The 17,372-nt window shown below is 66.4% G+C and carries 17 protein-coding genes; 16 read left to right on the top strand and 1 reads right to left on the bottom strand.

From position 1 onward, the window contains the following. Nucleotides 1-118: 118 nt before the first annotated feature. The 9 genes from CN97_RS10840 to CN97_RS10880 all read left to right on the top strand — a co-directional run bounded on the left by CN97_RS10840 (nt 119) and on the right by CN97_RS10880 (nt 8,434). Nucleotides 119-916: an IclR family transcriptional regulator gene (locus CN97_RS10840; RefSeq protein ID WP_035710963.1), complete on the top strand. Its 798-nt coding sequence runs from the start codon at nt 119-121 to the stop codon at nt 914-916. A 156-nt stretch (nt 917-1,072) separates the two neighbouring features. Continuing rightward, nucleotides 1,073-1,882 carry an IclR family transcriptional regulator gene (locus CN97_RS10845; RefSeq protein WP_035710965.1) on the top strand — a complete coding sequence of 270 codons (810 nt, stop codon included), beginning with the start codon at nt 1,073-1,075 and terminating at the stop codon, nt 1,880-1,882. Nucleotides 1,883-1,926: 44 nt separating this feature from the next. Continuing rightward, entirely contained in the window at nt 1,927-3,522 is a 1,596-nt protein-coding gene (locus CN97_RS10850) for a class I adenylate-forming enzyme family protein (RefSeq protein WP_084684107.1), read from the top strand. Between the two features lie 25 nt (nt 3,523-3,547). Then, on the top strand, nt 3,548-4,714 hold the full coding sequence (locus tag CN97_RS10855; protein WP_211253679.1) for an ABC transporter substrate-binding protein: 1,167 nt from the start codon (nt 3,548-3,550) through the stop codon (nt 4,712-4,714). A 22-nt stretch (nt 4,715-4,736) separates the two neighbouring features. Further along, the gene (locus tag CN97_RS10860) at nt 4,737-5,612 is read left to right on the top strand and encodes a branched-chain amino acid ABC transporter permease (protein ID WP_035710970.1); all 876 of its coding nucleotides are present in this window, start codon (nt 4,737-4,739) and stop codon (nt 5,610-5,612) included. Next, nucleotides 5,609-6,565, top strand: a complete 957-nt coding sequence (locus tag CN97_RS10865) for a branched-chain amino acid ABC transporter permease (RefSeq protein WP_035710973.1) — start codon at nt 5,609-5,611, stop codon at nt 6,563-6,565. The genes CN97_RS10860 and CN97_RS10865 overlap by 4 nt, the downstream gene beginning before the upstream one ends. After that, the gene (locus CN97_RS10870) at nt 6,552-7,265 is read left to right on the top strand and encodes an ABC transporter ATP-binding protein (RefSeq protein WP_035710976.1); all 714 of its coding nucleotides are present in this window, start codon (nt 6,552-6,554) and stop codon (nt 7,263-7,265) included. Before CN97_RS10865 ends, CN97_RS10870 begins: the two co-directional genes overlap by 14 nt. Then, on the top strand, nt 7,249-7,986 hold the full coding sequence (locus tag CN97_RS10875; RefSeq protein WP_211253680.1) for an ABC transporter ATP-binding protein: 738 nt from the start codon (nt 7,249-7,251) through the stop codon (nt 7,984-7,986). Before CN97_RS10870 ends, CN97_RS10875 begins: the two co-directional genes overlap by 17 nt. Continuing rightward, nucleotides 7,979-8,434 carry a PaaI family thioesterase gene (locus tag CN97_RS10880; protein ID WP_051911150.1) on the top strand — a complete coding sequence of 152 codons (456 nt, stop codon included), beginning with the start codon at nt 7,979-7,981 and terminating at the stop codon, nt 8,432-8,434. The genes CN97_RS10875 and CN97_RS10880 overlap by 8 nt, the downstream gene beginning before the upstream one ends. A 61-nt stretch (nt 8,435-8,495) precedes the next feature. On the opposite strand, the gene CN97_RS10885 is transcribed toward CN97_RS10880, so the two are convergent. Continuing rightward, on the bottom strand, nt 8,496-8,726 hold the full coding sequence (locus CN97_RS10885; protein ID WP_035710979.1) for a hypothetical protein: 231 nt from the start codon (nt 8,724-8,726) through the stop codon (nt 8,496-8,498). 277 nt (nt 8,727-9,003) lie between these two features. Between CN97_RS10885 and CN97_RS10890 the strand changes: the two genes are divergently transcribed. The 7 genes from CN97_RS10890 to CN97_RS10920 all read left to right on the top strand — a co-directional run bounded on the left by CN97_RS10890 (nt 9,004) and on the right by CN97_RS10920 (nt 17,249). Beyond that, on the top strand, nt 9,004-9,510 hold the full coding sequence (locus CN97_RS10890; RefSeq protein WP_165496725.1) for an RNA polymerase sigma factor: 507 nt from the start codon (nt 9,004-9,006) through the stop codon (nt 9,508-9,510). Then, nucleotides 9,510-10,457, top strand: a complete 948-nt coding sequence (locus tag CN97_RS10895) for a FecR family protein (RefSeq protein WP_035710981.1) — start codon at nt 9,510-9,512, stop codon at nt 10,455-10,457. Before CN97_RS10890 ends, CN97_RS10895 begins: the two co-directional genes overlap by 1 nt. 159 nt (nt 10,458-10,616) lie before the next feature. Next, nucleotides 10,617-13,169, top strand: coding sequence for a TonB-dependent siderophore receptor (locus CN97_RS10900; protein ID WP_035710984.1), 2,553 nt, complete (start codon nt 10,617-10,619; stop codon nt 13,167-13,169). Beyond that, nucleotides 13,163-14,401: an ABC transporter substrate-binding protein gene (locus CN97_RS10905; protein ID WP_051911151.1), complete on the top strand. Its 1,239-nt coding sequence runs from the start codon at nt 13,163-13,165 to the stop codon at nt 14,399-14,401. Before CN97_RS10900 ends, CN97_RS10905 begins: the two co-directional genes overlap by 7 nt. Before the next feature lie 19 nt (nt 14,402-14,420). Further along, nucleotides 14,421-15,464: a FecCD family ABC transporter permease gene (locus tag CN97_RS10910; protein ID WP_051911152.1), complete on the top strand. Its 1,044-nt coding sequence runs from the start codon at nt 14,421-14,423 to the stop codon at nt 15,462-15,464. After that, nucleotides 15,461-16,231: an ABC transporter ATP-binding protein gene (locus CN97_RS10915; RefSeq protein WP_035710986.1), complete on the top strand. Its 771-nt coding sequence runs from the start codon at nt 15,461-15,463 to the stop codon at nt 16,229-16,231. The genes CN97_RS10910 and CN97_RS10915 overlap by 4 nt, the downstream gene beginning before the upstream one ends. Next, entirely contained in the window at nt 16,224-17,249 is a 1,026-nt protein-coding gene (locus CN97_RS10920) for a siderophore-interacting protein (protein WP_051911153.1), read from the top strand. Before CN97_RS10915 ends, CN97_RS10920 begins: the two co-directional genes overlap by 8 nt. Nucleotides 17,250-17,372: the final 123 nt, after the last annotated feature.

Raw genomic sequence — 17,372 nt, forward strand, 5'->3', positions numbered from 1 at the left:
GCGACATGTCAAACACGAACTCGCCGCTTTATTGGGGCAGCTTGTTCCACCTGACGGAATTGCGTTGACTCGATGTGACACTGCGGACAAATGGAATCTTCATCGCAAGGAGCAGCCCGTGGCAAGCCGGTCCCAGAATTTTTCCGCCGAGGAAGACGACAGGAGCTTCATCACCGCGCTCGCGCGCGGGCTAGATGTGCTGTCCGCCTTCAAGCGGGGAGAGGAGTTTCTGGGTAATACCGAGATCGCCGAGCGCTGCGGCCTGCCCAAGTCTACCGTCTCGCGGCTGACGCATACCCTGACCCGCAGGGGCTATCTCACTTATTCGGAGGCCCATGGCAAATACCGGCACGGCCCGGCCCTCATGGGCCTGGCATCCGTCGTGCTGGGCGGCCTGAACATCCGTGAACTGGCGCGGGAACGGCTGCAGGATCTGGCATCGTTCGCCAATGCCTCGGCGGGTCTGGGGGTGCGCGACAGGCTCTCAATGCGCTATGTGGAATGCTGTCATGGCAGGGCGACCATCCTTCTCAACGTCGAAATCGGCACCCGCATGTCGCTTAGCCGCAGCGCTATGGGGCGAGCCTATCTCGCCGTCTGCGACAGCCGCGAACGCGACGAGCTCATGGACGAGATTCGCGCCATCGACGAAAGCGCTTGGCCCCGGCTGCGCGCGGGGATCGAAAAGGGCCTGCGCGACTACGAGGAATACGGTTGCGCCACCGCCTTTGGTGATTGGCAGGAAAAGGTGAGCGGCATCGCGGTAGGCTTTCATCCCGGCGGCGGGTTGCCGCCGATGGTGCTGAACTGCGGCGCACCGACCGTGATGACCCCGCCGGATTTTCTGCTTTCGGCAGTCCGCCCACGGCTGATCGATATCGCGCGGAGCCTGACAGGCCGCGTCGACGGCCGATAGCCACCACAGGAAGTTTCGCTGAATGCGTCATGGTTCTGCATGACGGAATTATCTTGTCTGACAAAATGGTTTCGCTATGCGAAATCATGTTCCATTTATCTTTGACAACCCTCCAGCTCCATGCCATCCCCCTAGCCGGAGGAGAAGGAGGACGGGATGATGCCGCGGGAGGCGGGACTCGACCCAGAAAAACTACCCGGCAATCGGGACCGCATGTTCGTTACCGCGCTCGCGCGCGGCCTCGACGTGCTGCGTGCCTTTGGTGGCGCGGATCGGACGCTGGGCAATCAGGACATCGCGCGACGGACGGGCCTTCCCAAGGCAACCGTCTGCCGGATGACGCACACGCTGACCGAGCTGGGCTACCTGCGCGCCGATAGCGCCACGGGCAAGTATCGGCTGGACATTGGTGTTCTGTCCCTCGGCTACAGCGCGCTGTCCTCGCTCGACTTCCGGGAAGTGGCGCGTCCCTTCATGCAAACGCTGGCGCTGGAGACGGACGCGTCCGTCTCCATGGGTCGCCGACACCGGGCCGCCATGGTCTATGTGGAAAGCGCGCGTGGCCGCGGGCCGCTCAAGCTGAACCTTGAAGTCGGGTCACGCATACCTCTCGGCACCACTTCCATGGGAAAGGCCTGGTTTGCCGTCGCTCCGGAAGCGGAGCGTGCGGAGGCCATGGACTTTCTGAAGGCCCGCCACGGTGCGGACTGGCCCGCCGTGCGGAAGGAAATAGAGGACGGAATGCGCGATCACGCGACTCTGGGCTTCACCCAGACGACCGGTGCCTGGCAGAGCACCATCCATTCCGTCGGACGCGCCATCCCGCTCTCCGGCGGACGGGGCGTGCTGTCGTTCAACTGTGGAGCGCCCGCGCTCGTCATGCCGGCGGACCGGCTGGCGGCGGATTTCGGCCCGCGCCTTGTCGAGACCGTCGGACGGATCGAGGCGAGCCTCGCCCGACGCTGATACCGGGCCAGCCTGCTGGTCGATACTGATACTGGAGAGACGCGATGACATCGCATGGAGACATTGCCGAATCGCCGACGACCGCTGCGGAAGCCACACGCGCCCGCGCCTTCGCCGCTCTGAACGCCCTGCCGCCCCGGCTGGCAGATGTGGTGTTCGACTGGGCCGAGCGCACCCCCGACGCCCCCGCGCTGGTCGAGGGTGACCGCCGCCTGACATATGGCGAAACCGCCGCGGCCATTCGTGACACCGCCCGCTGGCTTACCGAGCAGGGGTTGCGGCCCGGCGACCGGCTCATGGTCGTCAACGAGAACGGCATCGCGCTGGCCCTTCTGCTGCTGGCAGCGGGGACGATCGACGTGTGGCTGGCCACGATCAACGCCCGGCTTTCGGAAGGCGAACTGGAGACGATCCGGGAGCATTCCGGAGCGCGCCGCGTGATCTATACCCTGGAGGTGTCTCCGGATGCGGCGCAACATGCCGCCCACGCCGGTATCGCCGAGGCCGAAGTCCCTCATCTGGGCCGTATCGCCATTGGCCCGTTGAACGAGACAACGCTGCCCGAGCCGGTGGACCCGACGGGCGATCAGGTGGCGGCGCTCATCTATACCTCCGGCACCACGGGCAAGCCGAAAGGCGTGATGCTCACCCACCGGAATTTGCTGTCGGTCGGAAGTCTTTCCGCCGCCACGCGCCGGATGCGCCCCGCCGACGTCGTCTATGCCGTGCTGCCCATGTCGCATGTCTACGGGCTATCCTCGGTGTTCCTGTGTTCGCTGACCTCGGGCGCAAGCCTTGAGTTCATGCCGCGCTTCTCCGCCCGCAAGGTGCTGGAAGACCTGCAATCGGGGCGGATCACCTGCTTCCTCGGCGTACCCGCAATGTATGCGCGCTTCATCGAGCTGCTGGGGACGGACGTGCGCCTGACCATCCCGGCGCTCCGCGTCCTGTCCTCCGGCGGCTCTCCGCTCGACCCGGTGGTGAAAGCGCGGACGGAAGCGCTCTTCGGGATTCCCATCCTGAACGGATACGGGCTGACGGAGGCGTCGCCCACGCTGACTGGCATGATCTGGGGCACCCGGCGCGAGGATGTGTCCGTAGGCCCCGCGCTTCCCGGCGTGGAGCTCCGCCTCGTCGGGCCGGACGGCAAGGACGCACCGGAAGGCGGCATTGGCGAGCTTTGGGCGCGCGGGCCCGGCATCATGAAGGGCTACTATCATGCGCCAGACCTGACGGCGCAGGTGATCTCTCCCGATGGGTGGCTGAACACGGGCGATTTCGCCCGCATCGAGCCTGATGGGGCAGTGTTCATCGTGGGCCGGTCGAAGGAACTCATCATCCGTTCCGGCTTCAACGTCTATCCGGTCGAGGTGGAAGCGGTGCTCAACGCCTACCCCGGCATCACGCAATCCGCCGTCGTCGGGCGCCCTGCAGAGGCGGGGAACGAGGAGGTCGTGGCCTTTCTCGAACCCGCGCCGGAAGTGGTGCTCGATCTCGACGCGCTGAAGGCCCATGTGGCCGCCAATCTCGCGCCCTACAAGCATCCCAGCGACTACGTGGTGATGCAGGCGCTGCCCGCAGGGGCGACGGGCAAGATCCTGAAGAACCGCCTTGCCGCGATGGCGCGGGGCGACACCTGACATGACCCTTGGGGGAGGAGAAAGAATGCTGAGACTTCTCGCGGCCTCGGCGCTGGCGCTGACGGTCGGGCTTGGCAGCGCGACAGGCGCGCGAGCAGCGGAATTCATAATCGGATCGGAACTGCCGCTTACCGGCCCGCTGGCCCGCGTCGGTCAGGGCATGAACGAGGGGATCCAGGTCGCGGCCGAGATCTTCAACCGCACCAACGGTCGCCACACGGTAAAGGTCATCACCGTTGACGACGAAACCCAGCCGGCAAAGGCCATCGCGGCAATCGAGAAGCTGAATTCCGAAGGGGCGATCGCGTTTACCGGCGGTTACGGCTCCAACATCATCGGACCCGCCTCGGACGCGGCGGAGCGGCTGGGCAAGGTCTATATCACCTCCGGCGGGGTGGCGACAGAACTGAGCCATCGGGGTCTGAAGACCTTTTTCCGCATCAACAACGCGGCGGGCTATGCCAAGGCGCTTGCCGGCTTCTATCGCGACCAAGGCATCCGCTCCGTCTCCGTGCTCTACTCCACGCGGGAGGCCACGCAGGAAGTGGCGCGCATGCTGGAGAAAGACTGGCAGGAAAGCGGCGTCACGGTGACCATGCACCCGTTCGACGCCTCCGTGACCGACTTCAAGCCGATCATGCACAAGATCAAGGTCATCGACCGGTCGGAAGCGATCGCGATGATCGGCTATGAGAACGACTATGTCGGGATCATCCGTGCCGCGCGCGTCTTCACCCCGGATGTCAAGGCGATCGGCGGGGTCTGGTCGCTGACCACAACCAAGATGTGGAATGACTTCCCCGAGCTGATGAACAACGTCTACGGCACCGCCACCGTCTCCTACCCGCCGAAGTTCCTGACGGAGCAGGAGAGCGTGTTTGCGGAGGTCTATTCGGAGATGTTCGGCAAGGACGTCGATTACCTCGGCATCTACGGATATGTGCAGTCCACCCTGTTGTTCAACGCTGTGGCGGAAGCCCATGACGCGGGCGATCCTTCCACAGAAGGCATCATTCGCGCTCTTCGCAGCAGGGAGCATGAGACGCTGATCGGTACCGTCCGCTTCGACGAGGGCGGCGACAACGTGAACTTCTCGCACCGGATCGGCCAGCATCAGGCTGGACAGATCCCGATCGTCTGGCCGCCCGAGGCCGAGACGGGCCCCGCCACCTTCCCCGGCGTTGCCTGGTAACGGCGCGTTCCACGGAAAGATCATGACAGAACTCATCATCCAGTCCCTGTATTCCGGGGTTCTGATCGGTGCTTACTACGCGCTGATCGCCCTCGGCCTCGCGCTCGTCTTTGGGACGATGCGGATCATCAACCTTGCCCATGGGGAGCTTGTGCTGCTCGCGGGCTACATCGCCTATACGGCGGAATCGCAATACGGCCTCAACCCGATCTGGGCGCTGCCCTTCGCCGTGGTGATTGTGTCGATCACCAGCGTGCTCGTCTATCTGCTGCTCACCCGCATCAAGACGGACCGGGAGATCAACTCCCTGATCCTGACCTTCGGTATCGGCATCGCGCTCACCAATGCGATCCTGCTCATCTGGTCGGCGGATGTGCGCTCCACCAATGTCGCCTGGTATCACGAACCCTTCGTGATGGCCGACACCTTCTATGCCATGAAGGCGGAGGTGCTGGCGGCACTGGCGGGTGCGGTCATGGTCGCCGCCGTCTGGTGGTGGCTGAACCGGAGCTGGTATGGCCGCGCGCTTCGCGCCGTGTCCTCCAACCGCGACGCGGCCAAGCTCATGGGGATCAACCCGCGCACGACGGAGGTTCTTTCCTTCGGCGTGGCCGGGCTGCTGGCGGCCATCGCCGGGGTCGCCCTCTATACCGGGCAGGTAATCCAGCCCTCCGTGGGCCATGCGCTGACCATCAAGGCGTTCGTCATCACCGTTCTGGCGGGTCTCGGCTCCGTGCCGGGTGTGCTCGTGGGCGCGATCCTGATCGGCATCGCGGAAAGCCTGACGGCAACACTCTGGTCCTCCGCGCTGCAGCCGATGGCGGGGATGGTCCTGTTCCTCGTCGTTCTTCTCGTCATGCCCTCCGGGCTCTTCGGCCGTGCGAGGAGGCGCGGATGAAACATATCGCACTTATTGTCTTTCTCGCCCTCGCCTATATCGCCGTACCCCTGATCTTTGCCGACAATACCTATGTGATGGGCATCATCGTCGCGGCGCTCACCATCGCGGGAATCGCCGTTTCCTGGGCCATGCTCGGCAATCTGGGCGGAATGGTCAGCTTCGGTCAGGCCGCCTTCTTCGGTGTGGGCGCCTATGCCTCCGCCCTTCTGGTGATGAAGGCAGGCTGGCCGGTGTTCCTCGCCATGCCGGTCGCGGGGCTGATCGCTGCGGCCGCTTCCATCGTGACCATGCCCGCACTGCGGCTCCGGGGGCCGTACTTCGCCCTCGCCATGCTCGCTTTCGCAGAGATCTTCCGCATCCTCGCGACGGAGATGCGCTGGCTCACCAACGGCGCGGGGGGGATCCTGTCCATTCCCCGCCTGCCCAAGGTCGGGGGCATCGACTTCGGCACGCCGCTCGGCGGGTATTTCGTGGTGCTGTCGCTCGTTCTGTTCAGCATGCTCATCTATGCGCTGGTGCGGCGCAGCCCGGAGGGCCTTGCTCTCCGCGCCATGCATGACAGCGAGGACGCGACCCGCGTCGTCGGCGTCAACGCGACGATGCTGAAGGCGATGATCCTGCTGCTCGCGGCATTCTTCGCGGGGATGATGGGGGCGTTCAACGCGCATTACATCAACTTCCTCGAACCGGAATATGCCTTTCACGGAAGCTGGACGACGCTCGCCATCGTTGCGGCGATCTTCGGCGGCTACCGGACGCTTTGGGGCCCGCTTGCCGGCGCGATGGTGATCTATCTGGTGGATCAGTTCGTGTTCAAGCAGATCCTGCCCGCCGGCCATCAGCTCATCCTTGGTGCGCTGCTTGCCGTGATCGTCATCTTCTCGCCGCAGGGGCTGCTGCCCTGGATCCGGGATCGTTTCACCAAGGGAGGCACCCATGCTCGCGCTTGAGGGGGTTACCGTCGCCTTCGGCGGGCTCGTCGCCGTATCCGATGTCAGCTTCTCGCTGGCGGAGAAGGAGGTGATCGGCCTCGTCGGTCCGAACGGCGCGGGCAAGACCACGCTGTTCAATGCTGTCTCCGGTCTCGTGCGGCCGACGAAGGGGAAACTCTCCTTCGCCGGTCACAATCTGATCGGCTTGCCCATCCACAAACGGGCGCGCATCGGCCTTGGCCGGGCGTTCCAGGTGCCCCAGCCGATGCATGAGCTGACCGTGCGGGAGAACCTGATCGTCGCACAGCGCTTCGGCACAGGTCGTGTCGATGCGGAGAAGATCGCGGAAATCCTCGACATCACCCGCCTTGGTCACAAGGCGGACATGGATGCCGCCACCTCTCTCGCGCTGACGGAGCAGAAGGCGCTGGAGGTTGGCAAGGCGCTTGCCACCAATCCACGGCTGCTGATGCTGGACGAAGTGCTCGCCGGGCTGGAAACGGCGGGCAAGCGCGCCTTCATGCAGACGCTGGACGAGGCGCGCGCGCGTTTCGGGCTGGCCCTGCTGATGGTGGAGCATGACATCGAGACGATCTCCAACACCTGTCCGCGCGTCATCGTGCTGAACTTCGGCCGCCTCATTGCCGACGGCACCCCTGACGACGTGTTCCGCAACCCCGAAGTGATCAGGAGCTATACCGGTGGCGAAGCTGCTTGAAATCGACAAGGTCCGCGCCGGCTACGGGGCGATCAACGTACTGTGGGACATCTCCCTGTCGGCGGAGGAGGGCAAGCTCACCTGCATCCTCGGCCCGAACGGCGGCGGCAAGACAACGCTCATGCGGGCGATCATGGGCCTCATCCCCGTCCGCTCGGGCGAGATCCGCTTCGCCGGGCGCAATGTTGCGGGAACGCCCACCTGGACGCTGGTCAAGGATGGGATCGCCATGATCCCGGAAGGCCGGATGATCTTCCGCGACATGACGGTGGAGGACAACCTGCTGATCGGCGGTTTCATAGAGCGTTGCCGCCCGAACGTGCCGCGCAATCTGGAAATGGCCTATGACCTGTTCCCGCGCCTCAAGGAGCGCCGCCATCAGCTCGCCAGCTCCCTCTCCGGCGGCGAGGCGCAGATGCTCGCCATGGGGCGCGGGCTGATGGAGGAGCCGAAGGTGATCCTCGTGGACGAACCGTCCCTCGGTCTTTCGCCGGTGATGACGGATGAGGTCATGGCCATCCTCGACCGGCTGAAGAAGGAAGGCCGGACGATCGTGCTGGTGGAGCAGAACACCAACAAGGCGCTGAAGATCGCGGACCATGTCTATTTGGTCCGTGGCGGCAATGTGGTGCTCTCCGAACCTGCAGAAGCGGTTGACCTTTCCCGTCTTCACGATCTCTACTTCGCGCGCGATACCAGCGAAGAGCGAGTTCATGCCTGAAGATACCCCCATCCCGGCCTTTCCCGTCGCGCAAGAGAACACGCCGCAGGGTTTGCGCGGCGTGCTGGACTACCGGCTTGCCGAATGGTCCGAAGGCCGAGCCGTGGTGGAGATGCAGATCGACGGGCGGCATCTCAACCGCTCGGGCGTCCTGCACGGCGGGGTGATCGCGACGCTGCTCGACGCCTCTTGCGGCTATGCCGCGACATGGAGCGGCGATCCGGCAAAGCCGAAGGCCGCCGTCACCCTGTCCCTCACCGTGTCTTATACCGGGCAGGTAAAGGAAGGGGTCGTGCGGGCCACCGCGCTCATGAAGGCGGGCGGACGGAAGATCGTCTTCTGCACCGGTGAGGTGCGGGACGCAGCGGGCAATCTCATCGGCATGGGCGAAGGGAGCTTCCGCTTCCGCTCCGGCAGCGAGCGCGAGAGCCCCGTCGCCTCTGCCTGAAGAGACGGCGCTGAGCCGGAGAGATCGGCCGCGGTTCGCGCTCCCATGATCGCGCCCTGGTTCACTGGTCATGGGCCGCCTCGCCCTTCTGCGGGCGGCTGGCTTCATTCATCCTCGGCGGCGGGCGCGCCCTTCCGCCTCCGCGGACCGTAGCGGTTCGGGCAAATGGTGCGGGTCGGACATACGCAAAGCCCACCGCGCCCCGGTAGACGCCAAGGCGGTAGAGCACGCCCAGTTCGAGATGCTGGCCAATGAAACCACCCTCATCCGCCGCAAGAGGGATCATCTGCATCGCGCTGACCCGAGGCAGAAGCCTTCGGCGCGGCCCCCGCGAAATTCATCCTCCGGTTTGGCAATACCGAAGCAGCCATGCCACAGCCTTGCGCCGCGATCCGGCCCTCTGCGTCCTCAGGCGGCGCTGTCCGCTTAAGCTACCTTTAGCAAATTGAGCGCATCCACGACCCTGCCCGGCGGGTTCGGTAAACTGTCTCTGGTCATCCAAGGGTCGCGCGAAGTAAAATGCTCGGGAATTGGCAATCCCGTCGGTGGGAGGGCCGCTGGAGAGTGCCGTGCTGACCGAACTCTATCTCCTCAGACGACGATCCCTGCTCGCGCGGCTGGCCGGGCGGGTCGGGCACTGGCACACGGCGGAGGATCTCGCGCAGGACGCTTGGGTTCAGCTGACCCGCGCCGTGGCCACGCAGCCCGTGAACCGGCCCGAAGCCTTTCTGAACGAAACCGCCCGCAACATTGCCACCGACCACGCTCGTCGCGCCCGCCGGCGGGCGCGGGTGGAAACGGAGTACTTCGACCCCGCCGCGCTCGAAGATGTGGCGACCGACGCCCCTTCCGCCGAAGCCTGTCTTATGGAACGCGAGCGGATAACAGCGCTGCGGACGGCCCTTGCCGCGCTGCCCGAACGCGCGCAGGAAGTCTGGCGGCTTTCCTATGTCGAAGGTTGGAGTTATGCCCGGATCGCGGAGGATCTCGGCGTGTCGCGCAATACAGTCTACAATGACATGAAGCTGGTCATGGGGCATTGCCGGGACGTGCTGCGTCGCGTCGAGGGAGATTGATGCCCACACCGACCAGCGCCGAGGTGGAGGAGCAGGCTCTGGACTGGTTCCTGCGGCTCGGCGACAGCGTGACCGCAGAGGAGCGGATGGCGTTCGAGCGCTGGCTGACCGCGGATGTGCAGCATCGTGCCGCCTATGAAGCCCTCGTCGCCACATGGCAGGCGCCTGCACTGCGCGCCGCTTCCGCCGGTCTTCGCCCGCCTCTCCGTCCCGGTTTGCAGGCCGCCAAAACGCGCCGGCCACTGGCCGTCGCTATGCGGATGGCGGCGGTTTTGCTGCTTGCCTGCCTGATCTGGCAGGCACCCCGGCTGCTCATCGCCTGGCAGGCGGATTACGCGACCCGTGCGGGTGAGCAGGAGCACATCGCACTGGCTGACGGAACACAGGTGACACTGAACACCGGAACCGCCATCGCGGTGGAGATGACGGGCGGCGTCCGGCACGTGCGGTTGCTGGCGGGCGAGGCGTTCTTTGACGTGGCCCATGACGCGCTTCACCCCTTCGTCGTCACCGGCAGGCGGGGCGAAGTGCGCGTGACCGGCACCGAGTTCACCGTCAGGCTCGACGAGGTGGGGGACCGGGTCGTGCTCCGCGAGGGCCATGTGGAAGTGCGCGAGATCGACGGCCCGGAGGAGGCGACGCTGGAACCGGGCCAGGCCATAACCGCACTCGCGCGAGGTGGTCTTTCGCCGGTCATACAGGCCGATGCGGAAAGCGCGCTGGCATGGCTGGGCGGACGAATGGAGATCCGCGACATGCCGCTCACCCGGGCGGTGGCGGAGATCGGTCGCTACCGGCCAGCGCCTGTCGTGCTGTTGCGGGGAAGCGCGCGGAACGTGTCTGGCAGTTTCTCGCTTCGTGATCCCGATGCCGCGCTGGCGGCGCTGGCGGGGCTTTCCGGCCTCACCGCCCGTCACCTGCCGGGCGGGGCGGTGGTGCTCTACTGAGGTTCGGACCGCCGATGCGTGAACCTTTGAGTTCGCCGCAAAGGGTCGCGACATAGGAAAAAGTAAAAAACTCAGGAAAAATTTGTGACGTGGACAAGACCCGAGCGTCATTGTTTCCGAAGGGGCGACTTATGCGCCTGACAGAACAACGAGGGACAGATGAACGGGCAGAACATGGAACGGCGAATGGCGCGGAGCCGGGGGATCGCGCGGCTGCTCCTGAGCGTGGCGCTGGCGGGACCGGTGCTTGGGGTGATGGCAACACTGCCCGCGGCCGCGCAGGCCCAGAGCCTCACCATACCGGCGCAACCGCTTTCCAGCGCGATGAGCGCGTTTGGCCGGGCGACGGGCTGGCAGGTGGCCTATCCTCCGGCGCTCGCCGGGGTGACCACGCGCGCCGTCTCTGGCAGTCTCGCGCCCGAAGCGGCCCTGCGGCAGATGCTGGAAGGCACGGGCATCGCGCTTCAGCGCACTGGCGCAAGCAGTGCGGCCCTCCTCGCCCCCGCCGCCACGACCGGCGCGGCTTCGGGCACCGTGCTTTCGCCCGTCATGCTGGCGGCTCAGAACAGCGGCACTGGCCCCGCCGGGATCGTGCCCCGCGCCTCCACCTCCGCCAGCCGCACCGATACGCCGCTGATCGAGACGCCGCAGACCGTGAACGTCGTCGGGCGGGAACAGATGGAGGAGCAGGGCGCGACCACGGTCAGCCAGGCGCTCCGCTATACGCCGGGCATCGTCACCGGCACCGCCGGCGCGCAATCTGACCGGTTCGACAGCTATTTCGTGCGCGGCTCGGGCGGGTTCTCCGCCGATGCGAGCTATGCCAGCACGCTGGACGGGCTGCGCTGGCGCTTCCCCGACCGGACGGGGGTGCAGTTCGACCCCTGGATGCTGGAACGCGTGGAAGTGGTGAAGGGGCCTGCCTCCACGCTCTTCGGTTCCGGCTCCCCGGGCGGGATCGTGAACCTCGTGTCCAAGCAGCCGGAATTCACCCCCTCGCGGGATGCCTATCTGGCCTTCGGCAGCCACGGTCGCAAGGAAGCGGGCATCGACCTGACCGGCCCGATCAACGAGAATTTCGCCTATCGCTTCGTCGCCCTCGGCCGTGCGGGAAAGACGGGGATCGACTACCAGCATGATGAGCGCGTGCTGGTGGCCCCATCGCTCACCTGGGCGCCGACGGATGACACGCGGCTCACCGTGCAGGCGATGTATCAGCACGACCCGAAGGCCCCGGACGGGCAGTTCCTGCCGCCGCTCGGCTCCGTTCTGCCGATCCCCGGCTACGGTACTGTGTCTCCCACCTTCTGGCAGGGCGATCCCAACTGGCAGGAATACAGCCGCACGCAGAAATCCATCGGCTTCCAGTTCGACCATCAGTTCAACCCGGTGTGGAGCGTCCACAGCCGCTTCCGCTACGGCGAACTCGACAGCACCACCAAGGCGCTCGACTTCGCATGGATGTCGGACGAGGTGACGATGAACCGGCTGATCTATCTTGCCGACCATCAGTCATACTCTACCGCCTTCGACACCTACGCGCAGGCGAAATTCTCCACCGGCTCCGTCGATCACACGCTGCTGGCGGGGGTGGATTACCAAAAGCTCTCAGGCGGGTTCCGTGACGGCTGGGACAGGGCCAACTATCCGGCGATCAACATCTTCAACCCGGTCTATGGGCTGGATATCGACAGGGTGACGCCGTTCCGCGCCTTCCGCCAGCCTTTCGAACAAACGGGATTCTACCTGCAGGAACAGGCGTCCGTCGGGCAGTGGCGCTTCATGGCGGGCCTCCGTCATGACGACATCCGCTCCGGCTCCAGCGTGACGAACGGGCTGAACGGGGCGGTGACGTCCTCCTCCGCCAAGGACTCCAAGGTATCGTGGCAGCTCGGCACCGTCTATCTGATGGACAACGGCTTCGCGCCCTTCGTGAACTACTCGACCTCGTTCGAGCCGGAACTGGGCGTGACCGCATCGGGCGACGTACTGCACCCTTCCACGGGCAAGATGCTGGAGGGGGGGCTGCGCTACCTGGCACCTTCGGGCGACCGGTCCTTCGGCATCACGCTGTTCTCCGGCAGCAAGGATGGCCAGCCGGTGGCGGATTCGGTCAACGTGGCCGAATGCGCAACCAATGTGGGGGCGTTTTCCACCTGCTACACTCAGGACAACAAGTCCGAAGCAAAGGGGGTCGAGCTTGAGGCCCGCGCGTCGCTGGCGCAGGGGCTGGACCTGATAGGAAGCTATACCTATCAAAAGGTTCGGCTGACGGAATCCTCCGATGCGGCGATCAACCCGGACATCCTGAACGGCGACCGTTCGGTGGACAAGCATCTCGTGGGAGTTCCCGATCAGATCGCATCGCTCTGGCTGAACTACCGCCTTCCGTCTTCCTCCCCTGTTCCCGGTCTGTCGGTCGGCGGCGGCGTGCGCTATGTCGGCTCCACCTATGCAACCGGCACCAATGTCTGGGGGGCGACGGAAGGGCCCTATGAGGGCCGAGCCGCGAAAGTCGACAGTTTCACGCTCGTCGATCTCGCCGTGGGTTATGACTTCGGGGCACAGGATCCGTCGCTGGCGGGGCTGCGCGCGAACCTGAACGTGACGAACCTGTTCGACAAGGACTATGTCGCGGCCTGCAACGGCTACGGCACCTGCTCCTTCGGGGCGGAGCGGCGCGTGTTGCTCACCCTCGCCTACTCATGGTGAAACGGACGGCTCGCCCCGCGCAGGCGGAAGCAGGCGGCGCTGCGACGCGCCGGCCCGCCTTCGCACGCGGCGCGAGCCGGCAGGTTCAGGGCAAGCGATGCTGGCCATGGCGGGCACGCTGGCTTACGGCAGTTGCGAGCGTCCGGGCCGGGTCCTGGGCGGCGATCTGCGTACTCGGTCTTCTGCCATGGTCTGCTGCTGCAGAGGTCATCATCGAGGATGACGCGGGACGGCAGGTGACGCTTCCCCATCCGGCCCAAAGGATCGTGCTGACGGACGGAATGGGGTTCATAGCCCTCGCGCTCATCGACGCCGATCCGGCCGCGCGCCTGGCAGGCTGGAACGCGGAGCGGCTCGACGCCGGCGCGCGCATGCAGATGGAGGCAGCGCTCCCTGCCCTTGCAGCCGTGCCGGATATCGGCGATCCGGCCGCAGGCGGTTCGGTGGAAGCGTTGATCGCGCTTTCGCCAGATCTGGTGGTGCTCGACCCGTTCTATAACCGCTCGTCCACGACGATCCGGGTGCTGGAAGCCGCGGGCATTCCCGTGGCCATACTTGCGCTCACTCCCACCCTCCGCGCGGAGGAGCCGCATGCCGGGCTTCTCCGTCTGGGGCAGCTGATCGGCCGGGAGGAGGAGGCGCGGACCTATGCCGCCTTCGCTGACGCGCGCATTGCCCGGATCAGAGCACGCCTGGCGGGTCTCCCGGCAACTGACCGTCCCCCCGTTCTGCTGGAGGCGCATGCGGGGCGCGGAACCTGCTGTCTCTCTCCCGGCAAGGGCGAAGGGATCGGGGATTTCGTCGATTTCGCTGGGGGTGAGAATATCGGGGCCGAGGTCATCCCCGGCATGGCGGGGCCTCTCGCGGCGGAATATGTGATCGCCCGCGCGCCGCGGGTCTATATCGCCACGGGTGGCAGCTATATGGCGGCCGCCGGCGGGCTGGTCGTCGGGCCGGGCGCGGAGGCGGAGGCGGCGCGGCAGGGACTGCGCGCCGCAGCCTCCCGCCCCGGCATCGCTGATACCCCCGCCTTCGCCACGCAGAACCTGCATGGCATCTGGCACGGGCTGACCATCTCTGCCATCAACGTGGTCGCCATCGAGGCCCTGGCCCGCTGGATCCACCCCGATCTGTTCCCTGACCTTGACCCGGCCGTCACGCTAGCCGAGATCAACGCGCGCTTCCTTGCCGCTCCGCTCACGGGGGCACTGTGGATCGACGCGGCGGAGTGAGAACGGAACGGGCAGACCCATGACGGCGACGACAGATATCCGGCTTTCCCGCCACCGCGCGGCAGAACGGCGACGCTCGGGGTTTCTCGCGTTGCTGGCGCTGGCGCTGGTCGGGGCCTTCGTGCTGGACCTCTGCACCGGCCCCGCGGGGTTGAGCATCGGCGACCTCTGGCGCGCGCTCAGCGGAGATACCACGCTCTCGCCCGCGACAATGACCATCGTCTGGAAACTCCGTCTGCCCGTCGCCGTGCTGGCATTGCTGGTGGGCGCGGGGCTGGCGCTGGCGGGGGCGGAAATGCAGACGGTGCTGGACAATCCGCTCGCCAGTCCGTTCACGCTGGGCGTCTCTGCGGCGGCTGGCTTCGGCGCGGCGCTGGCGATCGTGTTCGGGCTGGCGCTGCCGGGACTGCCGCCAGACCTTGCCGTAGCGGGCAATGCCTTCGTCGCTGCCGCGCTTTCCATCGCGCTGCTGCAATTGCTCGTGCGCGGGCGGGAGGGGAACGCGGCGCTGCTGGTGCTGTTCGGCATCGCGCTGGTCTTCACCTTCAACGCCCTTCTGGCGCTGGTGCAGTTCGTGGCCCCGGCAGAGGCGCTGAAGCAATTCGCGCTCTGGGGCATGGGCGATCTGGCGCAGGCCGATGGCCGCCGCGTGGCCCTGATGGCGGGAGCGCTGGCCCTTGCCGTGCCGTTCTCCCTCGCCGCGGCGTCCCGGCTGACGGTGTTGCGACTTGGCGCGGAGCGGGCGGCGAGCCTCGGTGTCGATCCCGGGCGACTGCGGTTCATGGCGCTCCTCCGTATCAGTCTTCTGGCGGCCGCGGCGGTGGCCACAGCAGGGACTATCGGGTTCGTAGGCCTTGTCGCCCCCCATCTCGCACGTCTCACCGTGGGGGAAGACCACCGCCATTTCCTGCCGGCAAGCCTGTTGATCGGCGCCTTGCTCGTCTCTCTCGCCTCCGCCGCGGCCAAGACGCTGATCCCCGGTGTGCTGCTGCCGGTGGGGATCGTCACCTCGCTGATCGGGTTGCCGGTGTTCTTCGTGCTGATCGCCCGGGTGGCGCGATGAGCTTTGCCGTCCGCCATCTGACATCGGGCTATCCCGGTCGCCCGGTGCTGCACGATCTGTCGCTCTCCGAGACGGCGGGCGGGGGCATCACGGCGCTGCTGGGGCCGAACGGGGCCGGGAAATCCACCGCGCTCCGGGCCATCGCCGGGCTGTTGCCCGCGAGGGGAGAGGTCCGGCTCGACGGCCTCGACCTGCTGACCCTTTCCCCGCGCGACAAGGCGCGGAAAGTGGCGTTCGTGCCGCAGATGCTGCCCTCCGGCGTGGGGTTGACGGTGCTGGAAGCGTCCATCGCCGCGATCCGCGCCGCGCGCCCGGGCCTGTCGCGCGAGCGGGCGGCGGAAGCGGCGCTCACCGCGCTCGACCGGCTGGGGGCGGGGGGACTGGCGCTCGACCGGCTGGACCGGCTCTCGGGCGGGCAGCGGCAGATCGCGGGCCTCGCCCCCGCATTGGCCGGAGACGCCCCGCTCCTGCTGCTGGACGAACCGACGAGCATGCTCGACATCGCGCATCAGCACCGCGTCATGCAGATACTGGCAGAGATCGCGCGGGAGGGGCGGCGGATTGTCGTCGTGCTGCATGACATCCCGCTCGCTGCCGCATGGGCGGAGCGCGTGGCGGTGCTGCAGGACGGACGACTGGCCGCCGAGGGTGCGACAGAGACCGTCCTGACCCCCGACATCTTCGCCCGCGTCTGGGGGGTGGAGGCGGAACTGGACCGGGGTGCCCTGCGCATCCGCCGACTGATTGGAGAGCATGACCATGCCTGAGATAACCACCACCGCGCGCGTCACCACCCCGGAAGCCCCTGCCCTGGCCCGTCTGATCGCGGAGCATCTGGGCAGTCATGGCGCGCGGGTGGAGACGGGCGAAGGGGTCTGGCGCATAGACTTCGGCCTCCGCCGCGCGACCGTCACGGTGGCGGAGGATGTGCTCAAGATGGAGGCATGGGGCGCGGATGCCTCCCTCGCCCATGAGATGCGGCTCGACCTCGGCGAACATCTGGCGGAGTTCGGCGGCCCGAAGGTGGACTGGGGTCTCCCGCCGACGACGGTTCCACCCAACTTCCGCCAGATGGAGATCGTGGCGGTTGAGGATATCACCCCCGCCATGCGCCGCCTGCGCCTCTCCGGCCCCGACCTGCTGCGCTTCGCCGACCCATCGGCACTGCACTGCAAACTGCTGCTGCCGCCGGTGGACGAGGCCCCTGTCTGGCCCCATTTCGATGCCGAGGGGCGGTTCACCTTCGGCAACGGGATCGTGCGCAAATACACCATTCGCCGCATCGACCCGGTGGCCGGGTGGATGGAGATCGACTTCGTTCTGCATCACGACGCCGGTCCCGGTTCCGCCTTTGCCGCGAAGGCGCGGGTGGGCGAGCGGCTCGCGCTGGTCGGCCCCGGCGGGGGCGGCATCCCGCGGCAAGGTCACGTGCTGCTCGCCGGAGACGAGACCGCCCTGCCCGCCATCGCACGCGCGCTGGAGGAAGCCGCGCCTGACATGCAGGGCCACGCCTACATCGAAGTTGCCGATGCGGCGGAGCATCAGGACATCCGGCACCCGGATGGAGTGGCGCTTCACTGGGTTCTACGGGACGGCGCGCCGGGCGCGGCTCTGGTGGCGGCGCTGAAAGAGCTCTCCCTTCTGCCTGAAACCTATGTCTGGGCGGGGTTGGAATTCACCGCCTTTCGCGCGCTCCGCAGCCATCTCCGCACCGCTCTGAACCACCCGCGCGAGGCACATCTTGTTACCGCTTACTGGCGAAAGGGCGCGGCTGGAGAGTCTTGATCCTCAGCAAGCAGGCTTTGGGCGGTATCCCTCTCCCGTTTTCGCTGCCGCTCGTCTTCCCCCTCCGGCGACAGCCAATAACGGTTCCGGCGCCCCGGGCCGATCCGTTGCCGGTTTTCGTCA

Origin of the sequence: Haematobacter massiliensis (assembly GCF_000740795.1) — a bacterium.
In the GTDB taxonomy this organism is placed as follows: Bacteria; Pseudomonadota; Alphaproteobacteria; order Rhodobacterales; family Rhodobacteraceae; genus Haematobacter; species Haematobacter massiliensis.

Coding starts and splice junctions, on each gene's coding strand:
- CN97_RS10845 (WP_035710965.1), top strand. CDS start 1,073: ATGATGCCGCGGGAGGCGGGACTCGACCCAGAAAAACTACCCGGCAAT.
- CN97_RS10850 (WP_084684107.1), top strand. CDS start 1,927: ATGACATCGCATGGAGACATTGCCGAATCGCCGACGACCGCTGCGGAA.
- CN97_RS10855 (WP_211253679.1), top strand. CDS start 3,548: ATGCTGAGACTTCTCGCGGCCTCGGCGCTGGCGCTGACGGTCGGGCTT.
- CN97_RS10860 (WP_035710970.1), top strand. CDS start 4,737: ATGACAGAACTCATCATCCAGTCCCTGTATTCCGGGGTTCTGATCGGT.
- CN97_RS10865 (WP_035710973.1), top strand. CDS start 5,609: ATGAAACATATCGCACTTATTGTCTTTCTCGCCCTCGCCTATATCGCC.
- CN97_RS10870 (WP_035710976.1), top strand. CDS start 6,552: ATGCTCGCGCTTGAGGGGGTTACCGTCGCCTTCGGCGGGCTCGTCGCC.
- CN97_RS10880 (WP_051911150.1), top strand. CDS start 7,979: ATGCCTGAAGATACCCCCATCCCGGCCTTTCCCGTCGCGCAAGAGAAC.
- CN97_RS10885 (WP_035710979.1), bottom strand. CDS start 8,726: ATGCAGATGATCCCTCTTGCGGCGGATGAGGGTGGTTTCATTGGCCAG.
- CN97_RS10895 (WP_035710981.1), top strand. CDS start 9,510: ATGCCCACACCGACCAGCGCCGAGGTGGAGGAGCAGGCTCTGGACTGG.
- CN97_RS10900 (WP_035710984.1), top strand. CDS start 10,617: ATGAACGGGCAGAACATGGAACGGCGAATGGCGCGGAGCCGGGGGATC.
- CN97_RS10905 (WP_051911151.1), top strand. CDS start 13,163: ATGGTGAAACGGACGGCTCGCCCCGCGCAGGCGGAAGCAGGCGGCGCT.
- CN97_RS10910 (WP_051911152.1), top strand. CDS start 14,421: ATGACGGCGACGACAGATATCCGGCTTTCCCGCCACCGCGCGGCAGAA.
- CN97_RS10915 (WP_035710986.1), top strand. CDS start 15,461: ATGAGCTTTGCCGTCCGCCATCTGACATCGGGCTATCCCGGTCGCCCG.
- CN97_RS10920 (WP_051911153.1), top strand. CDS start 16,224: ATGCCTGAGATAACCACCACCGCGCGCGTCACCACCCCGGAAGCCCCT.